Genomic DNA, 18573 nt, shown 5'->3' with positions numbered 1-18573 from the left:
TCGTTCGTGCGCAGCGCCTGCCACATCGAGTCCTGGTGCCCCTCCGCCCGCGAGCGGAGCGGGGTCGAGCACACCCACTTGGCACCCTCGAACCGCCCGAATTCCGGGCTGGAGGCGCCGAGCTGCTCCTCGAGCGAGAGGTAGAGGTACTGCGGGCACGTCTCGCCGAACACGTTCTGACCGCGGTCGCGGGCCGTGGCGATCTGCTCGACGGCCTGCTTGGCGCTGACGTGCACGACGTACAGGGGCGCACCCGTGAGGTTCGCGAGCATGATCGATCGGTGCGTCGCCTCCTCCTCCATCTGCCACGCGCGGGCGATGCCATGGAAGTACGGATCGGTCTTGCCTTCGGCGATGAGCTGCTCGGCGAGCACGTCGATGACCGGCCCGTTCTCGGCGTGCATCATCGTCAGCAACCCGGTCTCGCGCGAGACCTGCATGGCACGGAGCACCTGCGCGTCGTCGGAGTAGAAGACGCCCGGATAGGCCATGAACAGCTTGAAGCTCGTGATGCCCTCGTCGATCAACCCGGGCATCGCGGCGAGCGCGGCGGCGTCGACGCCACCGATGATCTGGTGGAACCCGTAGTCGATCGCGCAGTTTCCGTCGGCCTTCGCGTGCCAGGCCGCGAGCCCGTCCTGGACGCGCTCACCGTACTTCTGCACCGCGAAGTCGATGATCGTGGTGGTGCCGCCCCACGCCGCCGCGCGGGTGCCGGTCTCGAACGTGTCGGAGGCCGCGGTGCCGCCGAAGGGCAGTTCCATGTGCGTGTGCGCGTCGATGCCGCCCGGGATGACGAACTTGCCCGTCGCGTCGAGAACGGTGTCGACGGATGCCGCGAGGTCGGTGCCCAGCAGCTGGGACCCCGGCTCGAGCACGGCCACGATGCGCTCGCCGTCGACGAGGACGTCGGCCCGCACGCGCCCGGTCGCGCTGACGACCGTCCCGCCGGTGAGAAGTGTCGTTGCCATCGGATCCTCCTATTCGGTGATCGAGTAGCGCGCGGCGCGTATCGAGATATCGGTGATCGAGTAGCGCGAAGCGCGTAAGGAGTAATCGGGGATCGAGTAGCGCGAAGCGCGTATCGAGTAAGTGGGGATCGAGTAGCGCGAAGCGCGTATCGAGATCATGGCTTCGGGATCGAGGTGTACGAGTCGGGCCGGCGATCGCGGTAGAACTGCCAATCGTCGCGCACGGCGCGGATCATGTCCATGTCGAGGTCGCGGATGACGACCTCCTCGCTCTCGCCGCTGCCGTAGCCGCCCACGATGTTGCCCTGGGGATCGGCGAACTGACTGTTGCCGTAGAACGTCACAGCGAGGTCGCCGTACTCGTTGTCCTCCCGGCCGACGCGGTTGGGCGCGGCAACGAAGTAGCCATTTGCCGCGGCGGCCGCCGGCTGCTCGAGCTCCCACAGCCGGTTCGACAGGCCGGGCTTCGTCGCGTTGGGGTTGAACACGATCTGAGCGCCGTTGAGGCCGAGCTCCCGCCATCCCTCTGGGAAGTGACGGTCGTAGCAGATGTACACGCCGATGGGACCGACCGCGGTCTGGAACACCGGGTAGCCGAGGTTGCCCGGGCGGAAATAGAACTTCTCCCAGAACCTGTCGAGATGCGGCAGGTGGTGCTTGCGATACTTGCCGAGGATCGTGCCGTCGCTATCGACCACGACGGCCGTGTTGTAGTAGACGCCCGGCTGGTCCTCTTCGTAGATCGGGAGCACCATGACCAGCTCGAGCTCCTTCGCGAGGGCCGCGAAGCGCTGCACGATCGGCCCGTCGGCGGGCTCAGCGTAGGCGTAGTACTTCTTGTCTTGCGTGATGCCGAAGTAGGGCCCGTAGAAGAGCTCTTGGAAGCAGATCACCTGCGCGCCCTGCTCCTTCGCCTGGAGTGCGAAGCCCTCGTGCTTCGCGATCATGGACTCCTTGTCGCCGGTCCATGTCGTCTGCGTGATGGCGGCTCGTACGATCGCCATATCGGCTCCCATCCTTCGTTGCTGACCTTGTGATCGTCGGGTGTGCGCAGTTCGCTCGCGTTTCACTGTCTTTGCGATTGTTCATCACCTCGGGTCCCAGCGGAAGGTCTGGCGACGATGGGATCGCCGGTGCGGTTCCCGGACCGCAACCCTGGGGGCATCGCGGCCACGGGGGCACGCTCTATCGCACGGTCTCGATGCCGTTCGATCGTCCGGCATCGGGCAAGATCGCAGTCCAGGTCATCAACGACTACGGCGACGAGGTCATGACCGTCATCGTGGTGTGAGAGCTCGACTCGACGGTGCAAGAGCTTTCTCGAACATAGTTGCTAATGTCGCACGTCCTTGATATCATGAATCATGGCGTTCATCTCCGAGCTCAGCGACCTCGTCGCAGGGTTGCGCGAGTACCCGAGATCGACGTCGATGCCTCCGGATCGAGCGAAGGCGCCCGGATGCTGAGCGACGCTTCGGTCCTCGAGGTGATGGCGCGGGCGTCCGCGATCGTCAACGCTGCACAGCGACTCCTGGTGTCGACGGCTGGCGTGGCGGCAGCTCGATCGACGCGCGACCATGGTCACGGCGGGCTGGCGCAGACACGCGGACATCGTTCCCCGGTCGCGCTCGTGCAATCGATCACGGGCGCATCCAAGGGCGACGCCGCGCGCAGCGTGCGGCTCGGCGAGTCGCTCCTCGAGGGAAGCCAACAGTCCACACCACCCGAGCCACTGACGGCGGTGGCACGGAACCTTCCGACGGTTCGCGCCTCCCGTGGCACGAACCGTTGCGGGCAGGCCTGCTGGGTGGGGCCCTGACGCCCGCGCAGCATGACGCGATCCTCAGAGGACTCGGCGAGCCGCCTAGCATTGGCGACCACGGGAGCGCCTCCGCTTCCGTAGAAGATAACTTCGACACTGGAGCTTCGATGGACAGCACCGAGGCGCGATCCGCCGAATGGCGGGCGGTCTGGTCCCTGGCCGCTGAACAGCTCATGGCCGAGGCCCCGCGTTGCACTCCGGAGGAACTGCTGCGTGGGGCACGTCAGGTTCGCGACCGCCTCGACCCCGACGGTGCCGCCGATCGCTTCGCCCGACGCTACGAAGCGCGGTCGTTCCGCATGTGGGCAGACGACCACGGCCAGCACCGCGCGCACCTGGTGCTCGACGACGAGGGCGCCGCCTGGTTGCGGGCCATGGTGGATGCGTTCATGCGACCTCGGCGCGGCGGTCCACGGTTCGTGGACTCCGATGAGCGCGAATCGGCACGGAGGACGGCGGCGAGACCTTGCCCGGTTCGGTCGTCGATCGAACGCTCTGCACATCGGGCGGGCGGACTGTCACCGTCGACCCGTTCGGGAATCCGCTGCGTCTCGGTCGCGAGAGTCGGCTCTTCAGCGCGAAGCAGCGGATCGCCCTCGCGGTGCGCGACGGCGGATGCATGTTCCCCGAATGCGCGATGCCCGCGTCGTACTGCGAGGCACACCACATCGACCATTTCGTCGCGGATGAGGGTCGGTCCAACTGAGCTCGAGATCGCCACTGCGCTGGTCGTGGGATCCGCCGCCCCCGACAGCTCACCCTGATGCGGTGCCGCCGGGTGCCACCTCCGACGTGGCGTGATCGGCTCGGCCAACCCAGATCGTGAGGGAGTGGTGCGACCGATTCCAGCGAGGAGGGTTTCGACGACGTGCGGACGACGACACGAAATGAAACGCGTCAGGTCACACGACCCGTTTTCGTCCGCCCTCGCTCCTGGCCACAGCTCGGAACCGAATCTGCAAGCGCTTGCAGACACCGTCGACGCCCGCGCGGCGCGGCAATAGTCTCAGGCCATGGACAGCACACTGGCGTGCCTGGCGGCCTGGATGCCCAGGCAGCGCTGGTACGCCGCGAAGGGCCGGAACCCGACCCTCCGTTTCGTGGCCTCGTGGGACTTCCCGATCGATTCCGGCGCGCCCGCTTCCGGCGCGCCCGCTGCCGGCATCCGGATCCGTACCTACCTCGTCGCCGACGAGGGCTCGCTTCCCCCCGTCACGTACCAGGTGCCTGTGGTGGCCCGCGCGACGTCTTCGGCCGACCCCGCCGCGGCCCACGTCATCGGCAACCCCGAACCCGGAACCACGCTCATCGACGGCCCGTTCGATCCCGCGTACGCCGCCGCCCTGCTGCGCATGACCTCACGAGGCGGTGAGGGCCGTGGCTCGCGGACGCTCGCCCGCGGCGTTCCCGTGCCATCGGCGCCGCCCGTCGCGCAGGAGGTGGTCGCCGCCGTCATCGCGGGCGAACAGTCGAACACGAGCATCATCTACCGCCCGAACGACGGCATGAGCGTGCCCGTCATCTGCAAGGTGTTCCGGCAGGTCCATCCCGGCCTGAACCCCGACATCGAGCTGCAGACGGCGCTCGCCGGGGCGGGATCCTCGCGCGTACCACGGACGATCGGGTCGGTCGAGGGCGAGTGGCCCGACCCGGTCGACGGCCGGGCATCCATGAAGGGCTCACTCGCGTTCGCCCAGGAGTTCTTCCCCGACGTGGAGGACGCGTGGCGCGTCGCCCTTCAGGCCGCGGCCGACGGCGAGGGTTTCTCCGACCGCGCACACGCCCTCGGGGTCGCGACGGCCGAAGTGCACGTCGCGCTCTCCGGGCTGTTTCCGATCCACGACTGCACCGCGGAGGACCGCGACGGCATTCGGGACACGTGGCGCCGCAGGCTCACGACCGCGATCGCCGAGGTTCCCGAACTCGCCACGAGCGAGGAAGCGATCGAGTCCGTCTACCTGCGGGCGGCGGAGGACGCCTGGCCGGCCCTCCAGCGCATCCACGGCGACTACCACCTCGGGCAGGTCATTCTCGTCCCCGGCCGCGGGTGGGTGCTGCTCGACTTCGAGGGCGAGCCCATGCGGCCGATGATCGAGCGCGTCCGCCCCGACCTCGCGCTCCGCGACGTCGCGGGGATGCTGCGCTCGTTCGACTACGTCGCGGGCTCCATCCGGCTGGATCGGCCCGACCGCTCGCGGGAGTCTGTGCAGGAGTGGGCGCGTGCGGCCCGCCGGAGCTTCCTGGCGGGCTATGCCGAGGCATCCGGAGCCGATCTCGGCGCCACCCGACGGCTTCTCGACGCGCTCGAACTCGACAAGGCGGTCTACGAAGCCATCTACGAGTCGCGCAACCGGCCGACCTGGATCTCGATCCCGCTCGCGGCGATCACGCGCCTCATCGGCCCGGGCTGAGCTCCGGCTCGGAGTCGTCGAACTCGGCTTCGTCGCCTTCGGGCTCGTCCTCCTCGCCCCCGGCGAGCGCCTTCTCGTGCCACCGATCCCAGTCGGCCATGAGGCCGTCGATCGCGGCGTGGAACTTCGCCGTCGCCGCCCCCGGGGACGTGTCGCCGAAGTAGTGCGTGACCCACTGGGTGAGGCGGGCGGTCGCCGCGTCGTCACCCATGACCCGGGCGAGAGCCGACACGATCGAGCGGGCGGATGCGGCATCCAGCCACTCGCATGCCTGCAGGTACCCGTGGGTGTCGACGGACGCGAGCGGGTCGGCCGGCCGGGTGACCATGAGCGGTCTGCCTGCGGCGAGCCGGTCGTAGACCATCGCGGAGATGTCGACGATCGCGACGTCGGCTGCGGCGAGCTGCCACCCGAGTTCGGGCCCGTCGTCGAAGACGTGGCGGGCCGACGCGTCGGTCGCGTTCGCCGCAGCCAGGGCGGAGATGATCCGCTGGTTGGCGGCACCGTACTCCGGGTTGACGACGCCGCTGCGCGGATGCGGGCGGTAGATCACGCGGTGCGTCCCCGTTGCCAGCAGCGCCCGCACGAGGGCCTCGCCGTGGGTGAGGATCGAGCCGTAGTGGGCCGACGGGCGGTCGCCTTCCCACGTGGGGGCATACAGCACGACGGTGCGCTCGTCAGGGGTGTACGGCAGCACCCCGGAGTAGTGGTCGGCCTGCGGGCGCCCGATCTCGATCGTGCGCCGATCGACGTCGTAGTCCCACAGCACCCGCGACAGGCGATCGCGCGCGGCCTGCCCGGCGACGAAGGCGTAGTCGTACGCCTTGTACTGGTTCGTGGTCATGTACATCTTGTCGGACTCGCCGTGGTTGATGAAGACGTGCCACCGCCGGCCGTACCGGAACATCTGGAAGTTGCGGGTGTTCTGATTGACGTACAGCACGACCCTGATGTCCTGCTCCGAGATGAACCTTTCGAGGTCGCGCACCGTCGGGACGAACGCCACGGGAGGCGCATCCTCCGCCAGGAGTGCCTGCGCGCCGGTGGCGACCCGTGACAGCACGACGACGGGCCACGCTTTCGCCAGCTCGGCCAACGGCTTGTACCACTGGCGCATCTGGTACATGTTGACCGCGCCGTCGGCGAAGTAGACCGCGACCTTGTAGTGGTGCAGCGGATGCGGCGGGCCGGCCGCGAGCGTCTGCCGAACGCTCCGCGCCGCCGACCGGGAGGCTACCGCCCGTCGCACGAGGGCGACGGCTTTCCGCGCGTCCGAGACCAGTCCCACCCGGCCAAGCTTAGGCGCGTGACATGATCGATGAGTGAATGTCGACGACTCTGGGCGCAGGGACGCGCCCATGGTCGCCGAAGGCGCGGGCGTATCGTTCGTGATGCCGGTGCTGAACGAGCGGCGGTACCTCGAGCGCGCCGTCGAGACCACGCTCGCGCAGCGGGTCGATGGACCGACGGAGCTCGTGCTGGCCCTCGGCCCTTCGACCGACGGGACGACCGAGCTCGCCGAGCGCCTGGCCGCCGAAGACCCCCGGATCACGCTCGCGCACAACCCGGCGGCCGACATCCCGATCGGGCTGAACATCGCCATCCGGGCGAGCACCCTGCCCACGATCATCCGCGTCGACGCTCACTCCGAGCTCGCGCCGGACTACACGGAGCGAGCTCTCGCGACGCTCGCCCGCACGCGCGCGGCGAACGTCGGCGGCGTCATGCGCGCCGATGGGCGGACCCCTTTCCAGCGCGCGGTCGCGCGGGCCTACAACTCCCCGATCGGCCTCGGCGGCGGCGCGTACCACAGCGGCACCCACGAGGGCGAAGCGGAGTCGGCATACCTCGGCGTCATGCGCCGCGCGGTGCTCGACGAGGTGGGGCTGTTCGACGAGTCCATCCGCCGCGGCGAGGACTGGGAACTCAACCTCCGCATCCGCTCCGCCGGGTACCGCGTGTGGTTCGACCCGTCCCTCGCCGTCACGTACTGGCCCCGGGAAAGCTGGGCCCGCCTGGCCCGTCAGTTCCATGCCACGGGCACGTGGCGCGGCGAGCTCGTGCGCCGCTACGGCCGGCGCAACTCCGCGCGGTTCTTCGCCCCCCCGGCGCTCGTCGCGGCGATCGTCCTCAGTCTCGTGTGCGGCCTGCTTCAGGCCACCGGCGCGCTGACCGGATGGTGGTCACTCCTCGCCTCTCTCGTCTATCTTCCGGTGATCGCATATGCGCTGCTCGTGCTCGTCGTGGGCCTCGGGCTGGGGGGCGGCAAGGGATGGCGCGACAAGCTCTGGACGCTCGCCGTGCTGCCCACGATCCATCTCACGTGGGGCGTCGGCTTTCTCGGCGGCCTCGTGCGGGGCGCGCACCACACCGTCGACACGAGCCGCCTCGGCGACCGGAACACGCCCCTGCCCTGAGCCGCGGCCCTCGTGCCGCCTCAGCGCTCGATGAAGCCCCGGTCGATGACGCCCTGGTCGATGAATCCCCGCTCGATGAAGCCCTGATCGAGCAGCCGTGCGACGACGCGTTCGGCGGCGTGACCGTCATCCCGCGCATTGAACTTCGCCCGCCACGCGGAGTAGGCCTCCGCATGGGCCCCGCGATCGTCGGCGCGGAGCGCATCGACCAGCTCGTCCTGCGTGCGAACGACCGGGCCGGGCGCGTGCGCGGCGAGGTCGAAATAGAACCCGCGCAGCGCGCCGCGGAAGTGCTCCATGTCGGGCACCAGGAAGTACATCGGCTTGCCCGTCACCGAGAAGTCGAACATCACCGACGAGTAGTCCGTGATCAGCGCATCGGCGGCGAGCAGCAGCTGCGACGTGTCGGGGAAGCCGGTGACATCGATGACGCGAGGACCCCCGGTGTCGCGCCCGGGTTGCAACGTCCGCGAGTGGCCACGCACCAGGACGACCGAATCGGTCGCGGCGGCGAGCGCCGCGGGGTCGATGAAGTCGACGATCTCGGAGCGGTCGTCGCGCCAGGTCGGGGCGTAGAGCAGCACGCGCTCGTCCGTGCCGATGCCCAGCATCCGGCGGATCGCCGACCCGTCGCCGGTGACCAGGACGTCGTTGCGGGGGTATCCCTCGATCCAGATCGGCCGCGTGAGAAAGGCGTAGGCGCGGCGCAGGATGCCGGCGGCGTAGGGGTTCTGGGCCAGAAGCACGTCCCACCGCCGCGACTCCCGCACGACGGCCGCCATCCGCCGCGGGTCGAAGCCCGGCCGATGCAGGGCCAGACGCTTGAGCGGGGTTCCGTGCCAGGTCTGCACGACCTTCTGCCCGGGGCGGCGGGAAAAGCGGCGGCGCAACCAGTCGTTGACCACGATGAGACGCGACGCACCGCGTGCCCGCCACCACGCCGGGCTGCCCTCGACCACGGCGATCGCCCCGTCGGGCACCTGCACCGACAGGTCGACGACGCTCCAGTAGCGGGTCACGCCCGGCGCGCGGGCGCTGAGCTCCCGATCGATCGCGTAGGGATTGCAGCTGGCGTTGCGACCGTAGAAGCTCTCGAAGAAGACCGCGTTCTCAAGCGCGCCGGACTGCGCGACGTAGCGGCGCTCGAGGGCGTCCTGCCCCTCCCCGGAGTCGTAGGCCGGATCGATCGGCGGGCCGATGTGCAGCGTCGCACCGTCGAGTTCTGCGCGGAGGGTCCCGAGCATGGTGAGGGGCAAGGTTCCGGTGAGGGGAAGGGTCCCCGCCACGGCGGCGCCGTCGATCCGCACGTCGTAGGCGCCGGAGGGCAGCGCGAGGCGCGGTCCGCCCCAGCGCGACGCCTCCAGGGGGAAGCTCACGCTCCACCCGGCCCCGACTTCGGACACCTCGCCCGCCGACCTCGCCCGCGGGCCAGCGAGCTGCGCCGCTTCCGGCGCCGGCCCATCCCCTTCGACGACCAGGGCGGGGGTGCCGTCCGTCGTGAATCGGGCGTGGGTCATGGGGCTCCCTTCGAGAGGCCGGCGGCGGCGCCGGCCCGAGACATGATGGCACGGTACACCCGCCGCGTGTTGCCGCCGTCGCGGTGCGCGTGCACCCGCGCACTCAGCCGCACCGAGCGCTTCGTGCGCTCCGCGCACACGACCTCGTCGCCGAGCACGGCATCGAGCTGGGCGGTCGCCTCCGGCCAGGCCGTCGCGTAGTCGGGGCCCGCGACATCCGTGTATGCGCCATAGAAGCCGCGCCGCGCGGCGTAGGCGGCGACGTCCGGGGCGAGGTACACGACGGGCAGCGGAACGAGCGCGGCGTCGAAGGCGAGCGAGGAATAGTCGGTGACGAGCACGTCGATCGCGGGCAGCACGGGCGTGACATCGGGCAGGATGCCGCTGCCCAGCATCCGCACCCGATCGGTGTCGATCGGCGGTGCGTACTCCCCCGCGCCGAGCGGGTGGGAACGCACCAGCAGCACCGCGTCGCGCCGCTCGAGCGTCGCGACGAGCGCCGCCCACTCGCCCGCGGTCGGAACGGCCGGGTCGGCTTCGCCGTCGCGCCACGTGGGCGCGTACAGCACGAGCCTGGCGCCGTTCGGGATCCCGCCGACGAGGGACGCGACCATCGCCCGCGCGGTGGCCCGGCGCTCCTGCTCCGTCCCCAGCGACAGCACGTCCACCCGGGGCTCCCCCGTCACCGGAACGCGGTCATCGGCGAGCGCGAACGCCGACTCGAGGCGGCCGCGTGCGAGGTGCGATGCGGCCGGGATCACGTGAATGCGCCGGGTGGCGCCGCGATACATCGTCGCGAGCGCGGTCCTCACCAAGCGCGAGCCGGGGAGGATGCCGCTGCGCACGGTCTCGGGCGAGTCCAGGCCGATCCGCTTCAGCGGAATGCCGTGCCAGAGCTGCACGAGGAACGATCCCGAGACCGCGTAGCGGTTGACGTCGCCGAAGCCGTGCGTGACCACGACCACCCCGGCGCGCGCCGTGCGCCAGAAGCCTTGGAGCGAGTGCTTGTCGGCGCTCGGGATGCCGCGCGCCGCGGCATCCGCTGCTTCGCGCGGCGAGCCGGTGAGCCAGATCGCGTCGGTGTGGCCCTGGTCGGCGACGAGCTCCCACAGCGCGAGCGCCCCGTCACCGATGCCGGCCCCGCAGCCGAACGCCCACGCGCCCGGGCGGCGCGGAATGAACAGGGTGGCGAGGCGGCCGAGCGCATACAGCGGAATGCGGACGAGCTTCTGCGCGTTGCCCGCGCCGAACGAGAAGGACGCCACCCCGCGAGCCTATCGCGGGGCGGCGTCCTGATCCTGGGCTACTCTCCGAGCGCGCCGAGGGTCACATCGACCGTGGTCGACTTGCCGTCGCGCACGTAGGTGAGGGTGGCGTCGCTGCCGGCGGCGGCGGCACGCACCTGTGCCGTGAGGTCGACCTGGTCGGTGATCGGCACGCCGTTGAACTCGGTGACGACGTCGCCCTCCCGCAGGCCCGCCGTCGCTGCGGCTCCGCCGTCGGACACGGCGGCGATGTAGGCCCCCGCGATCGTGGAGCCCTCCACCGCGCTCGCCGCGCTGACGTTGGCGCCGAGCAGACCGTGCGTCGCCTTGCCGTTCTCGATGATCTCGTCGGTCACGCGCTGCACGACGTTCGACGGGATCGAGAAGCCCACGCCGATCGAGCCGGACTGGCTCGAGGAGCCGGCCGTGGCGATCGCGACGTTGACACCGATGAGCTTGCCGTCGCCGTCGACGAGCGCGCCACCGGAGTTGCCCGGGTTGATCGCCGCGTCGGTCTGGATGACAGAGATCGAGATGGACTCGGTCGGCGCGGTCGGCGAGTTCTCCCGTCCGGGGATGTCGAAGGTGAAGGGTCCGCCTTCGCCGGGGGCCTCCTGCTGCGGACCACCGTCGCCCTGGTCGCTCTCGTCGCCGGTGTCGGGCACGGCCGACGAGGCGATCTCGATGCTGCGGTTCAGGGCGCTGACGATGCCGGTGGTGACCGTGTTCGCGAGGCCCAGCGGGGCGCCCACGGCGACCGTCGACGAGCCGACGTTGAGGTCGGACGAGTCCGCGAATTCGACCGGGGTCAGGCCTTCGGCATCCACGAGCTTGATGACCGCGAGATCGTAGACGGGGTCGAGGCCCACGACCTTGGCATCGTAGAGGTGTCCGTCCGACGTCGTGACGCGGATCGTCGCGTCGGAGGATGCCCCGTCGAGTGTGACGACGTGCGTGTTGGTCACCACGTAGCCGTCGGCGCTCAGGATGACGCCCGACCCGCTGCCGCCGGCCGATCCGGACGAGACCTCGATGGTCACGACACTGGGGAGCACCTTCGAGGCGATCGCGGTGGTCGCATTGACGTCGTCGGGGTTGTTGACAGTGACCGCCGAGGGCGCCGCGGCGGGGGTCTGCGTCTGGCCGCCCCACAGCGAGTTGCCGGCGTAGGCGCCGCCGAGTCCGGCGGCACCGCCGACGAGCGCGGCGGCGACGATCAAGCCGACGATCTTTCCCGCGCCCTTGTTCTTCTGGGCGTCGGTCCTCGTCGCGGTGGGAGCCGTGGGCGCCCATGCGTAGGCCGGCTGCGTGCCGTCGAGGGGAACGGTGGGCCGCGTGAGGCCGAAGGCCTCACCCGACGGGGCGGGATGTCCTGCGGCGGTCTGCTGACCGGGGTAGGCGTGCGTGTCGCCGGCGGGCCGCGCCCATGTCGCGGACTGCGCGGGGGGGACCTGCGCCGGAGCTGCGGGCTGCGCCGGGGCGGCCGGGCCGCCGCCGGGCATCGGCGGGGCGGGCGGGTACGAGGGAGCGGCCGGCGCGGCCGGGGCCGCGCTGTCGGGGCTCGGCGCGGACGAGACGGGAGTGTCGGGCGTCGCGGGGCCGTCGTCGGGCGTCGCGGGGGTCTGAGGGTTCTCGGCGGGGATTTCGCCCTGGGTGTCGGTCATGAGTGCTCCTTTTGACAAGCTCCCCCCAGAGTGTCGCCCATGTCTGTGCATTTCTTATGACGCGGATGGGATTCGCCTATGCGAGTACCCTGGGCGGGATGCGAGGGATCTCTGGTGCCTGGAGGCGTGCCGCGGCGGGGGCGGGTCTGCTCTCGCCGGAGGGCGATGCGGCACCGACCATCTTCGCAGAGATGAGCGCCCTGGCGGCCCAGACGGGCGCGATCAACCTCGGCCAGGGGTACCCCGACGAGGACGGTCCGGCGGTGGTCCTGGAGGTCGCGCGCGAAGCGATCGCGAACGGAGTCAATCAGTACCCGCCCGGCCGCGGCATCCCGGATCTGCTGCACGCGATCGCCGAGCACCAGCAGCGGTTCTACGGGATGCACCTCGACCCCGGGCGCGACGTGATCGTCACGGCCGGCGCGACGGAGGCCCTGGCGGCGACGCTGCTCGGGCTCATCGACGGGCCCGAGGACGAGGTCGTGGTCTTCGAGCCGTACTACGACTCATACGCCGCGTGCATCGCCCTCGCCGGCGCGACGATGCGGACGGTCCCGCTCCGCTGGCCCGATTTCCAGCCCGACCTCGAGCAGCTCGCGGCGGCCGTCAGCGACCGCACCCGCATCATCCTGGTGAACGATCCCCACAACCCGACGGGGGCGGTCTTCGCCCGCGAGGTGCTCGATGAGATCGTGCGGCTCGCGCACCAGCACGACGCCGTCATCGTGACCGACGAGGTCTACGAGCACCTGACCTTCGGCGTCCCGCACGTGCCCATCGCCACGCTGCCCGGCGCGTGGGCGCGGACGCTGACGATCTCCTCCGCGGGCAAGACCTTCTCGACGACCGGCTGGAAGATCGGCTGGGTCTCGGGACCCGCCGATCTCGTGACGGCCGTGCTGACGGTGAAGCAGTTCCTGACCTACGTCAACGGCTCGCCCTTCCAGCCCGCCATCGCCACCGGCTTGCGCCTGGGCAGGGGGTTCTTCGACGGAATCGCAACCACACTGCAGGGCAAGCGCGACGTGCTCGTGGCCGGGCTGGGTTCGGCAGGCTTCGACGTCTCCATCCCCCAGGGGTCGTACTTCGTCGTGGCGGATGCCGCCGGCCTGGGCGCGACGGATGCCGCCGAGTTCTGCCGCGCGCTGCCCGCACGCGCGGGCGTTGTGGCGATCCCCCTGACGGCGTTCGTCACGCCCGAGCGCCGGGCGGAGTACGCGACCCTGGTGAGGTTCGCGGCGTGCAAGCGCGTCGAGGTGCTCGAGGACGCGGCATCCCGGCTGTCGGTGCTGCGCGCGGGCTGAGCGCCGAAGGGGCCCTAGTTCGGCTCGACGCGGAACCGGCGCAGGCGCAGTGCCGGGTTCACCCGCCGAACGTTCGTGATCGCGTCGCGCGCGACATGTGCGACGGCGACGTCGGTCATCGTTCCGACCGCGGCGATCTCCACTCCCTGGGGGTCCACGATCATCGAGTGGCCGATGCCGAGCGGCGGCGGGTGGTCGGCGGCGGCCACGTACATCGTGTTCTCGATCGCGCGCGCGTGCAGCAGCGTGCGCCAGTGGTGCTCCTTGAGCGGGCCCCGCACCCATTCCGCAGCGACGAGCGTGACATCCACGTCGGCATCGGCGAGGGTGCGCGCGACCTCCGGGAAGCGCAGGTCGTAGCAGGTCATGAGCCCGAAGCGCAGGCCGTCGAGCTCGAACACCTCGGGCGGCGCGATCTCACCGGCCTCGATCCAGTCCGACTCGCGCTGCCCGAACGCGTCGTACAGGTGGAGCTTGCGGTAGCTCGCCAGAACGCCGGTGGCATCGACTGCCACGACGGTGTTGCGCACACGGCGCTCGTCGTGACCGCGCTCGAGCAGTCCCGCCACCACGTGCACGCCGTGGCGCTCGGCGAGCGACACGAGGCCCTGGACGAACGGACCGTCGATGTGCTCGGCGTTCAGCGCCAGCGTCTCGTCGAAGGGGTCGATGAAGTAGCTCGAGTACTCGGGGAAGAGCACGAGCCGGGCCCCGCGCTCCACCGCCTTGGCGAGCAGGCCGTCGATGAGCGCGAGGTTCGCCGCAGCGCCCGCGGTGGGGCCGAACTGTGCGACCCCGATCGCGACGGCGGTCATCCCCGGCCCCGTCCGACCGCGACGCGGGCGCGTATCGCGATCGGCGCGATCACCCAGAGTGCGATGACGACCGCTCCGAGGACGATCGCCGCGACCACGGATGCCGCGTCGCCGAGGACCACGTCGAAGATGAACGCCGCGACGCCGACGAGCAGGAACGACACGGTGACGAGGGCGGTGATGAGGGCCGCGTGCCCGTAGGCGACGACGCTCCGCTTGGCGCGCTGCTGGAAGAGCGCGCGGTGCAGCGACACGGGCGCCAGCGCCACGATCGTGCTCAGGGCGGCCAGGACCACAAGCACGAGGTAGAACGTGCGCTCCCCCTCGTCCAGGTCTTGGAAGGCCGGCTGGAATGCCACCGCGAGGAGGAAGCCCGTCAGGATCTGGGTGCCCGTCTGCAGCACCCGGAGCTCCTGCAGCACTTCGAGCCAGTTGCGGTCGTACCGCTCGTTGGGCGTCTCGTCGCGCTCATCGTCGGAGGCCGCGGCGTTGTCACCGTCGTGGGTGTCGTCGTCGGGGTCGGTGTCCCTGCTCGCGGCCATGGCCTCATCCTTGCCAATGCCGTGCACCGCAGCAACCTCGCCGCGCTCGGGCCGCCTGGATTCGACGTCCTTAGCCGCCCCGTGCTAGAGTCGATTCTTGTGCCGCGGGGTGGAGCAGCTCGGTAGCTCGCTGGGCTCATAACCCAGAGGTCGCAGGTTCAAATCCTGTCCCCGCAACGACGCGAAAGCGCAGGTTGGAAGCCGTTTCTCGAGGTTCTCGGGAAGCGGCTTTCTCCTTTGGTTGGCGCCTTGACTACGTTCCTGGGGTTGAACTTAGTCGAACCGGGGATCGTTGCCGCGGGTCGTGCTGACTTTCAGCTTGAGACGATCTGCGATGTCTCCCCAGGAGACGTATGAGAAGTTCGTCGCGTCTCGCTCGCTGTCGACGTCGGGCCCGGTTTCGGGCTCGTCATGGGTGACGAGCAGGCCCCGCCCGTAGTTCCCCACCGGGCGGTTGGTCACCGCCAGACCGTCTGATCCGTTCACGTCGTCGATGCCTTCGACGCCTGCGATGCGGAAGGTGCCGACGTGTTCGTGGCGACCCTGCGTGCGATAGACCGCGTATGAGTCGTCGCCTTGGCTCGAGACGATGACGTACCCCGTCACGCCGGGGCCGTAGTAGATGTCCACGCCCTCGGCATCGGCTTCCAGGGCTGATCCACCGAAGCCGGCCGCCTCGGGGTCGATCGGTGTGCACTCCTCCGATTCCGGGTCGTATTCCGCATGGATGCCGAAGTCTCGCACTCGGTCGATCAGGGTGGGCTCACCAGACCCGAGGGGCAGTTGCAGCGACCACAGTCCGACGTCCTCCTGGGCCGCATACAACACGCCGGTGCGCTGGTCGACGCTGACGCCTTCGAGCTGGGGCTGTACGCCGGGCTCTTCGCACGGCGTCCACACCGTGTCGTCCGGCAGCGGGAAGGAGGATGGGAAATGAGTTGTCGCTACGCCCTCGTAGCCGACCACTCCGTCGCCCAACACCAGCGGCACCGTTGCGAGTGTCGTGCGTCCTTCTCGGGTCACCACTGCCACGGGGGATTGTCCGGTCGGCTGCCACACCGCCAACCCGTACGCAGTCTGCTCGCTGCCCACCTCGTTGCGGTCAGCGCTGAAGAGGAAGGGAAGCTCCCGTGCCGTCACCTCGCGCAGCGGCAAGTCGGCAGCGGCACCGGCCGGATCGATCGCGAAGAATCGCAGCTGATCGTTGTAGCGATCCGAGACCACAGCCACGTCGACCGGCCCTTCACCCAGGTCGAGGTCGTAGGCGATGTCGACATTGTTGTAGCGGCCATTCACGCCATCGGCGCGAGGCGCGGGAAGCGCAAGGAGGGACTGCAGCTCTTGCGCGTCAAGATCGTAGACGCGCAGCCCACCCTCCTTGGTCGTCACGATCACCATGGAGTTGCTCGACTTTGTCGGGTCGACCCAGATCGCGGGGTCGTCGCCCGAGGCGTTGCCACCTTCGTCATCGTCATAGAGCACCGGCGTCTCGATGTCGGTCGTCACAACGGCGGGCGGCACCGGCGGAATTGCTGGGCGGGCGACAGCGGCCGGAGAAGCGGCCGCGAAGGCAGCCGTAAGAGCGAGCACAACCGCGACCGGCGCGGCGATGAGGAGTCGAGCAGGCATGGAGCGATCGTGGCGTGGCCACCCCAACTCCTGGTGGCGCATCGGTGAATAGTCGACGCCCCCCGCGCGGCATGCGGCGTAACCGCGACCAAGATCGGCTGGAGGGCGGAACCCAGATTCCTCAAAAAGGGGTGCGTCGCGGCGGAATTGCCGCCCGCGTCCGTCGAAGTAGACGGTCACGACATTGAGAGAATGTCGCCGAGGCCGGAAGCCTCTTCGGTGTCGGGTCCCCATGTCTCATGCGCAGTCGGGGTCGGGGTCGCAGTCGGGGTCGGGGTCGGGGTCGAGGTCGAGGTCGAGGTCGGGGAGAGCTTCCCGTGGGTGGCTCAATTGCTAGTCATCCTGACTGGATCTCCGTGCCCACATCTGAAGAGATCGAGGCCGACTGGACGCCTGTGGTTGATCGCGCGCAGGCCGGTCGACGGCACATGCTTCGTCCATCGTTCGATCGAAGTTCAATTGTGCGCCACCTGGTGCTGGTGAGGTGGCGAAGCCGCCACTTGGTCGGCACAGAGTCGATGGGATGCCGACATGGCCTTCAACCTTCCTAAGTTCACAGTTGCCGCCGCGGTGGCGGGGCTCATGCTCGTCGGTGCATCCGGGGCAAACGCGGCCGGGTCAGGGTCAACCGGAAGCAATTCAGCCAATCCGTTGACGGTGGCCGTGATCGGTGATGTCCCGTACGGTCTCGAGCAGGAGGCATCGGTTGATCTCCTGGTCCACGCGATCAACGACGATCCCCATGTCCGGCTCGCCCTTCACCTGGGGGACATCAAGAGCGGCAGCACGACGTGCACGGACGAGCGCTTCGCCGCCGCCCTGGCCACTTTCGAGTCGTTCAAGGACCCAGTGGTCTACACGCCGGGAGACAACGAGTGGACAGACTGCCACCGCGTCAACAACGGCGGCTACAATCCGCTGGAGCGACTCGCCGCGGTGCGCTCGACCTTCTTCGCCGAGCCGGGGTCACTGCTCGGCAGCCGGCCGGCGACCGTGGACTATCAGGCGGAACTGATCGAGAACGTCCGGTGGATCGAGTCACGGGTGGCATTCGCGACGCTGCACGTCATCGGCAGCAACAACGGCCTCAGCCCGTGGACCGGCATCGGGATCACCGAACCGACAGCGGAACAGACCGAAGAGGTCGACGCCCGGATCGCCGCCGCGGTCGCCTGGGTCGACGAGACGTTCGACGCCGCAGAGCGGCGTGACCTCCGCGGGGTGGTGCTTGCGATGCAGGCAGACACCTGGGCTCCGGCGCCCAGCAGCGCGCAGCAGGCGATCGTCGACCGGATCACGGCCCGCACAGCCGCCTTCGACGGAGAGGTGCTCCTCCTCCAGGGCGATTCGCACACGTACGTCGCCGACAACCCCCTGGCGCTGGACAACTTCACCCGCATCGTCGTGCATGGCGAGACCACTCCGTTCGAATACCTGCGCCTCACGATCAACCCGGTCCGCGGCGAGCTCTTCACCTGGGAGCGCGTGCCGGTGGTCACCGGTTGAGGCGTCGCGGCCTGCGCTGCTCACACGCACCCACGCAATCCGTTCCCCACGGGAACTCCCAACTCACTGAGCACGGAAAGGGGCCGCTCCACGCTCGGCGTCGAATGGTTCCACGGAGGCGATATCGGTCAGGTCGGTGTCGACAAGCAACGGCTGCAATGCTTCGCTGCAACAAAATATGACGGCCCCGGCTCGTCGGGCCTCCATCTTTCCCTGGTCGAGGCGCATTACGACGGCGGGTCGATGGCGTCGCAGATCTCGCCGATGAATCTGCTGATCGTCGCGAGTTCGTCGTCGTTGTAACCGTCCGCGACCCCGCGCATGGCACGCAGCCGCTCGCCGAAGTGTTCGAAGAACGCGCGGCGCGACTCGTCGGTCAGCACGACGATCCGGGCGCGGCGGTCCCGGGGGTGCGGGCGACGCTCGAGGTGGCCCGAGGCCGATAGCCGGTCGAGGAGCTTGGTGGTGGATGCCGTGGAGATGCGCAGATGCCTGGCCAGATCGTGCGGGCTCACTGCCTGGCCGCGCTGCTCACGCATCACGAGCATGCGGAGCGCGGCGAGATCGGTGGTGTTCATGCCCATGTCGCCCTTGATGCCGCTGTGCATGCGGTCCATGGCGTCGCTCAACGCCCGCACGGCGAGGAGCACACCGAGAACGGCGTGGTCGTGCGGGGTCTCGGGAACTGCGGGTCCCGACATTGTGGACAC

15 protein-coding genes and 1 tRNA gene are annotated in these 18573 nt (G+C 69.5%); 6 read left to right on the top strand and 10 right to left on the bottom strand.

Going from position 1 to position 18573, the window contains the following annotated elements; translation table 11 throughout:
* Together VNT50_RS11335 and VNT50_RS11330 are read right to left on the bottom strand one after the other, a co-directional pair.
* Positions 1-971: amidohydrolase family protein (locus VNT50_RS11335; RefSeq protein WP_325485224.1), on the bottom strand; the 971-nt coding region annotated here is incomplete at its 3' end.
* A 155-nt stretch (positions 972-1126) separates the two neighbouring features.
* The gene (locus VNT50_RS11330; protein ID WP_325485223.1) at positions 1127-1975 is read right to left on the bottom strand and encodes a nitrilase-related carbon-nitrogen hydrolase; all 849 of its coding nucleotides are present in this window, start codon (positions 1973-1975) and stop codon (positions 1127-1129) included.
* A gap of 925 nt (positions 1976-2900) precedes the next feature.
* Between VNT50_RS11330 and VNT50_RS14370 the strand changes: the two genes are divergently transcribed.
* Together VNT50_RS14370 and VNT50_RS11325 are read left to right on the top strand one after the other, a co-directional pair.
* Positions 2901-3557 carry a DUF222 domain-containing protein gene (locus VNT50_RS14370; protein WP_414683962.1) on the top strand — a complete coding sequence of 219 codons (657 nt, stop codon included), beginning with the start codon at positions 2901-2903 and terminating at the stop codon, positions 3555-3557.
* Positions 3558-3806: 249 nt separating this feature from the next.
* Entirely contained in the window at positions 3807-5204 is a 1398-nt protein-coding gene (locus VNT50_RS11325; RefSeq protein WP_325485222.1) for a maltokinase N-terminal cap-like domain-containing protein, read from the top strand.
* Here VNT50_RS11325 and VNT50_RS11320 read toward each other — a convergent pair.
* Complete coding sequence (locus VNT50_RS11320) at positions 5188-6492, bottom strand: CDP-glycerol glycerophosphotransferase family protein (protein ID WP_325485221.1); 1305 nt, start codon at positions 6490-6492, stop codon at positions 5188-5190. The genes VNT50_RS11325 and VNT50_RS11320 overlap by 17 nt on opposite strands.
* 70 nt (positions 6493-6562) lie before the next feature.
* Here VNT50_RS11320 and VNT50_RS11315 point away from each other — a divergent pair, with 70 nt between their 5' ends.
* On the top strand, positions 6563-7621 hold the full coding sequence (locus VNT50_RS11315) for a glycosyltransferase family 2 protein (RefSeq protein ID WP_325485220.1): 1059 nt from the start codon (positions 6563-6565) through the stop codon (positions 7619-7621).
* 20 nt (positions 7622-7641) lie between these two features.
* Here the strand turns inward: VNT50_RS11315 and VNT50_RS11310 are convergent, their stop codons facing one another.
* Genes VNT50_RS11310 through VNT50_RS11300 form a run of 3 tightly spaced genes read right to left on the bottom strand, consistent with a single transcriptional unit; the run spans position 7642 to position 12067 of the window.
* On the bottom strand, positions 7642-9138 hold the full coding sequence (locus tag VNT50_RS11310) for a CDP-glycerol glycerophosphotransferase family protein (RefSeq protein WP_325485219.1): 1497 nt from the start codon (positions 9136-9138) through the stop codon (positions 7642-7644).
* Complete coding sequence (locus VNT50_RS11305) at positions 9135-10403, bottom strand: CDP-glycerol glycerophosphotransferase family protein (RefSeq protein ID WP_325485218.1); 1269 nt, start codon at positions 10401-10403, stop codon at positions 9135-9137. The genes VNT50_RS11310 and VNT50_RS11305 overlap by 4 nt, the downstream gene beginning before the upstream one ends.
* Before the next feature lie 38 nt (positions 10404-10441).
* Positions 10442-12067, bottom strand: a complete 1626-nt coding sequence (locus VNT50_RS11300) for a S1C family serine protease (protein WP_325485217.1) — start codon at positions 12065-12067, stop codon at positions 10442-10444.
* Positions 12068-12165: 98 nt separating this feature from the next.
* On the opposite strand from VNT50_RS11300, the gene VNT50_RS11295 reads away from it, so the two are divergent.
* Positions 12166-13371, top strand: coding sequence for an aminotransferase class I/II-fold pyridoxal phosphate-dependent enzyme (locus VNT50_RS11295; protein WP_325485216.1), 1206 nt, complete (start codon positions 12166-12168; stop codon positions 13369-13371).
* A 14-nt stretch (positions 13372-13385) separates the two neighbouring features.
* Here the strand turns inward: VNT50_RS11295 and VNT50_RS11290 are convergent, their stop codons facing one another.
* Both VNT50_RS11290 and VNT50_RS11285 read right to left on the bottom strand, forming a co-directional pair.
* Complete coding sequence (locus VNT50_RS11290) at positions 13386-14186, bottom strand: carbon-nitrogen hydrolase family protein (protein WP_325485215.1); 801 nt, start codon at positions 14184-14186, stop codon at positions 13386-13388.
* Positions 14183-14728 carry a DUF6328 family protein gene (locus VNT50_RS11285; protein ID WP_325485214.1) on the bottom strand — a complete coding sequence of 182 codons (546 nt, stop codon included), beginning with the start codon at positions 14726-14728 and terminating at the stop codon, positions 14183-14185. Before VNT50_RS11285 ends, VNT50_RS11290 begins: the two co-directional genes overlap by 4 nt.
* A gap of 103 nt (positions 14729-14831) precedes the next feature.
* Between VNT50_RS11285 and VNT50_RS11280 the strand changes: the two genes are divergently transcribed.
* Positions 14832-14905: transfer RNA gene (locus tag VNT50_RS11280), tRNA-Met, on the top strand.
* 96 nt (positions 14906-15001) lie between these two features.
* Here the strand turns inward: VNT50_RS11280 and VNT50_RS11275 are convergent.
* On the bottom strand, positions 15002-16357 hold the full coding sequence (locus VNT50_RS11275; protein ID WP_325485213.1) for a phytase: 1356 nt from the start codon (positions 16355-16357) through the stop codon (positions 15002-15004).
* A 657-nt stretch (positions 16358-17014) separates the two neighbouring features.
* Here VNT50_RS11275 and VNT50_RS11270 point away from each other — a divergent pair.
* The gene (locus VNT50_RS11270) at positions 17015-17863 is read left to right on the top strand and encodes a hypothetical protein (RefSeq protein WP_325485212.1); all 849 of its coding nucleotides are present in this window, start codon (positions 17015-17017) and stop codon (positions 17861-17863) included.
* A gap of 227 nt (positions 17864-18090) precedes the next feature.
* Here the strand turns inward: VNT50_RS11270 and VNT50_RS11265 are convergent, their stop codons facing one another.
* The gene (locus VNT50_RS11265) at positions 18091-18564 is read right to left on the bottom strand and encodes a MarR family winged helix-turn-helix transcriptional regulator (protein ID WP_325485225.1); all 474 of its coding nucleotides are present in this window, start codon (positions 18562-18564) and stop codon (positions 18091-18093) included.
* Positions 18565-18573: the final 9 nt, after the last annotated feature.

Origin of the sequence: Microbacterium sp. (assembly GCF_035554235.1) — a bacterium.
Lineage (GTDB): Bacteria > Actinomycetota > Actinomycetes > Actinomycetales > Microbacteriaceae > Microbacterium.
Note: the sequence above shows the minus strand (reverse complement) of the source record. Positions and strands in the feature narration are given on the sequence as shown.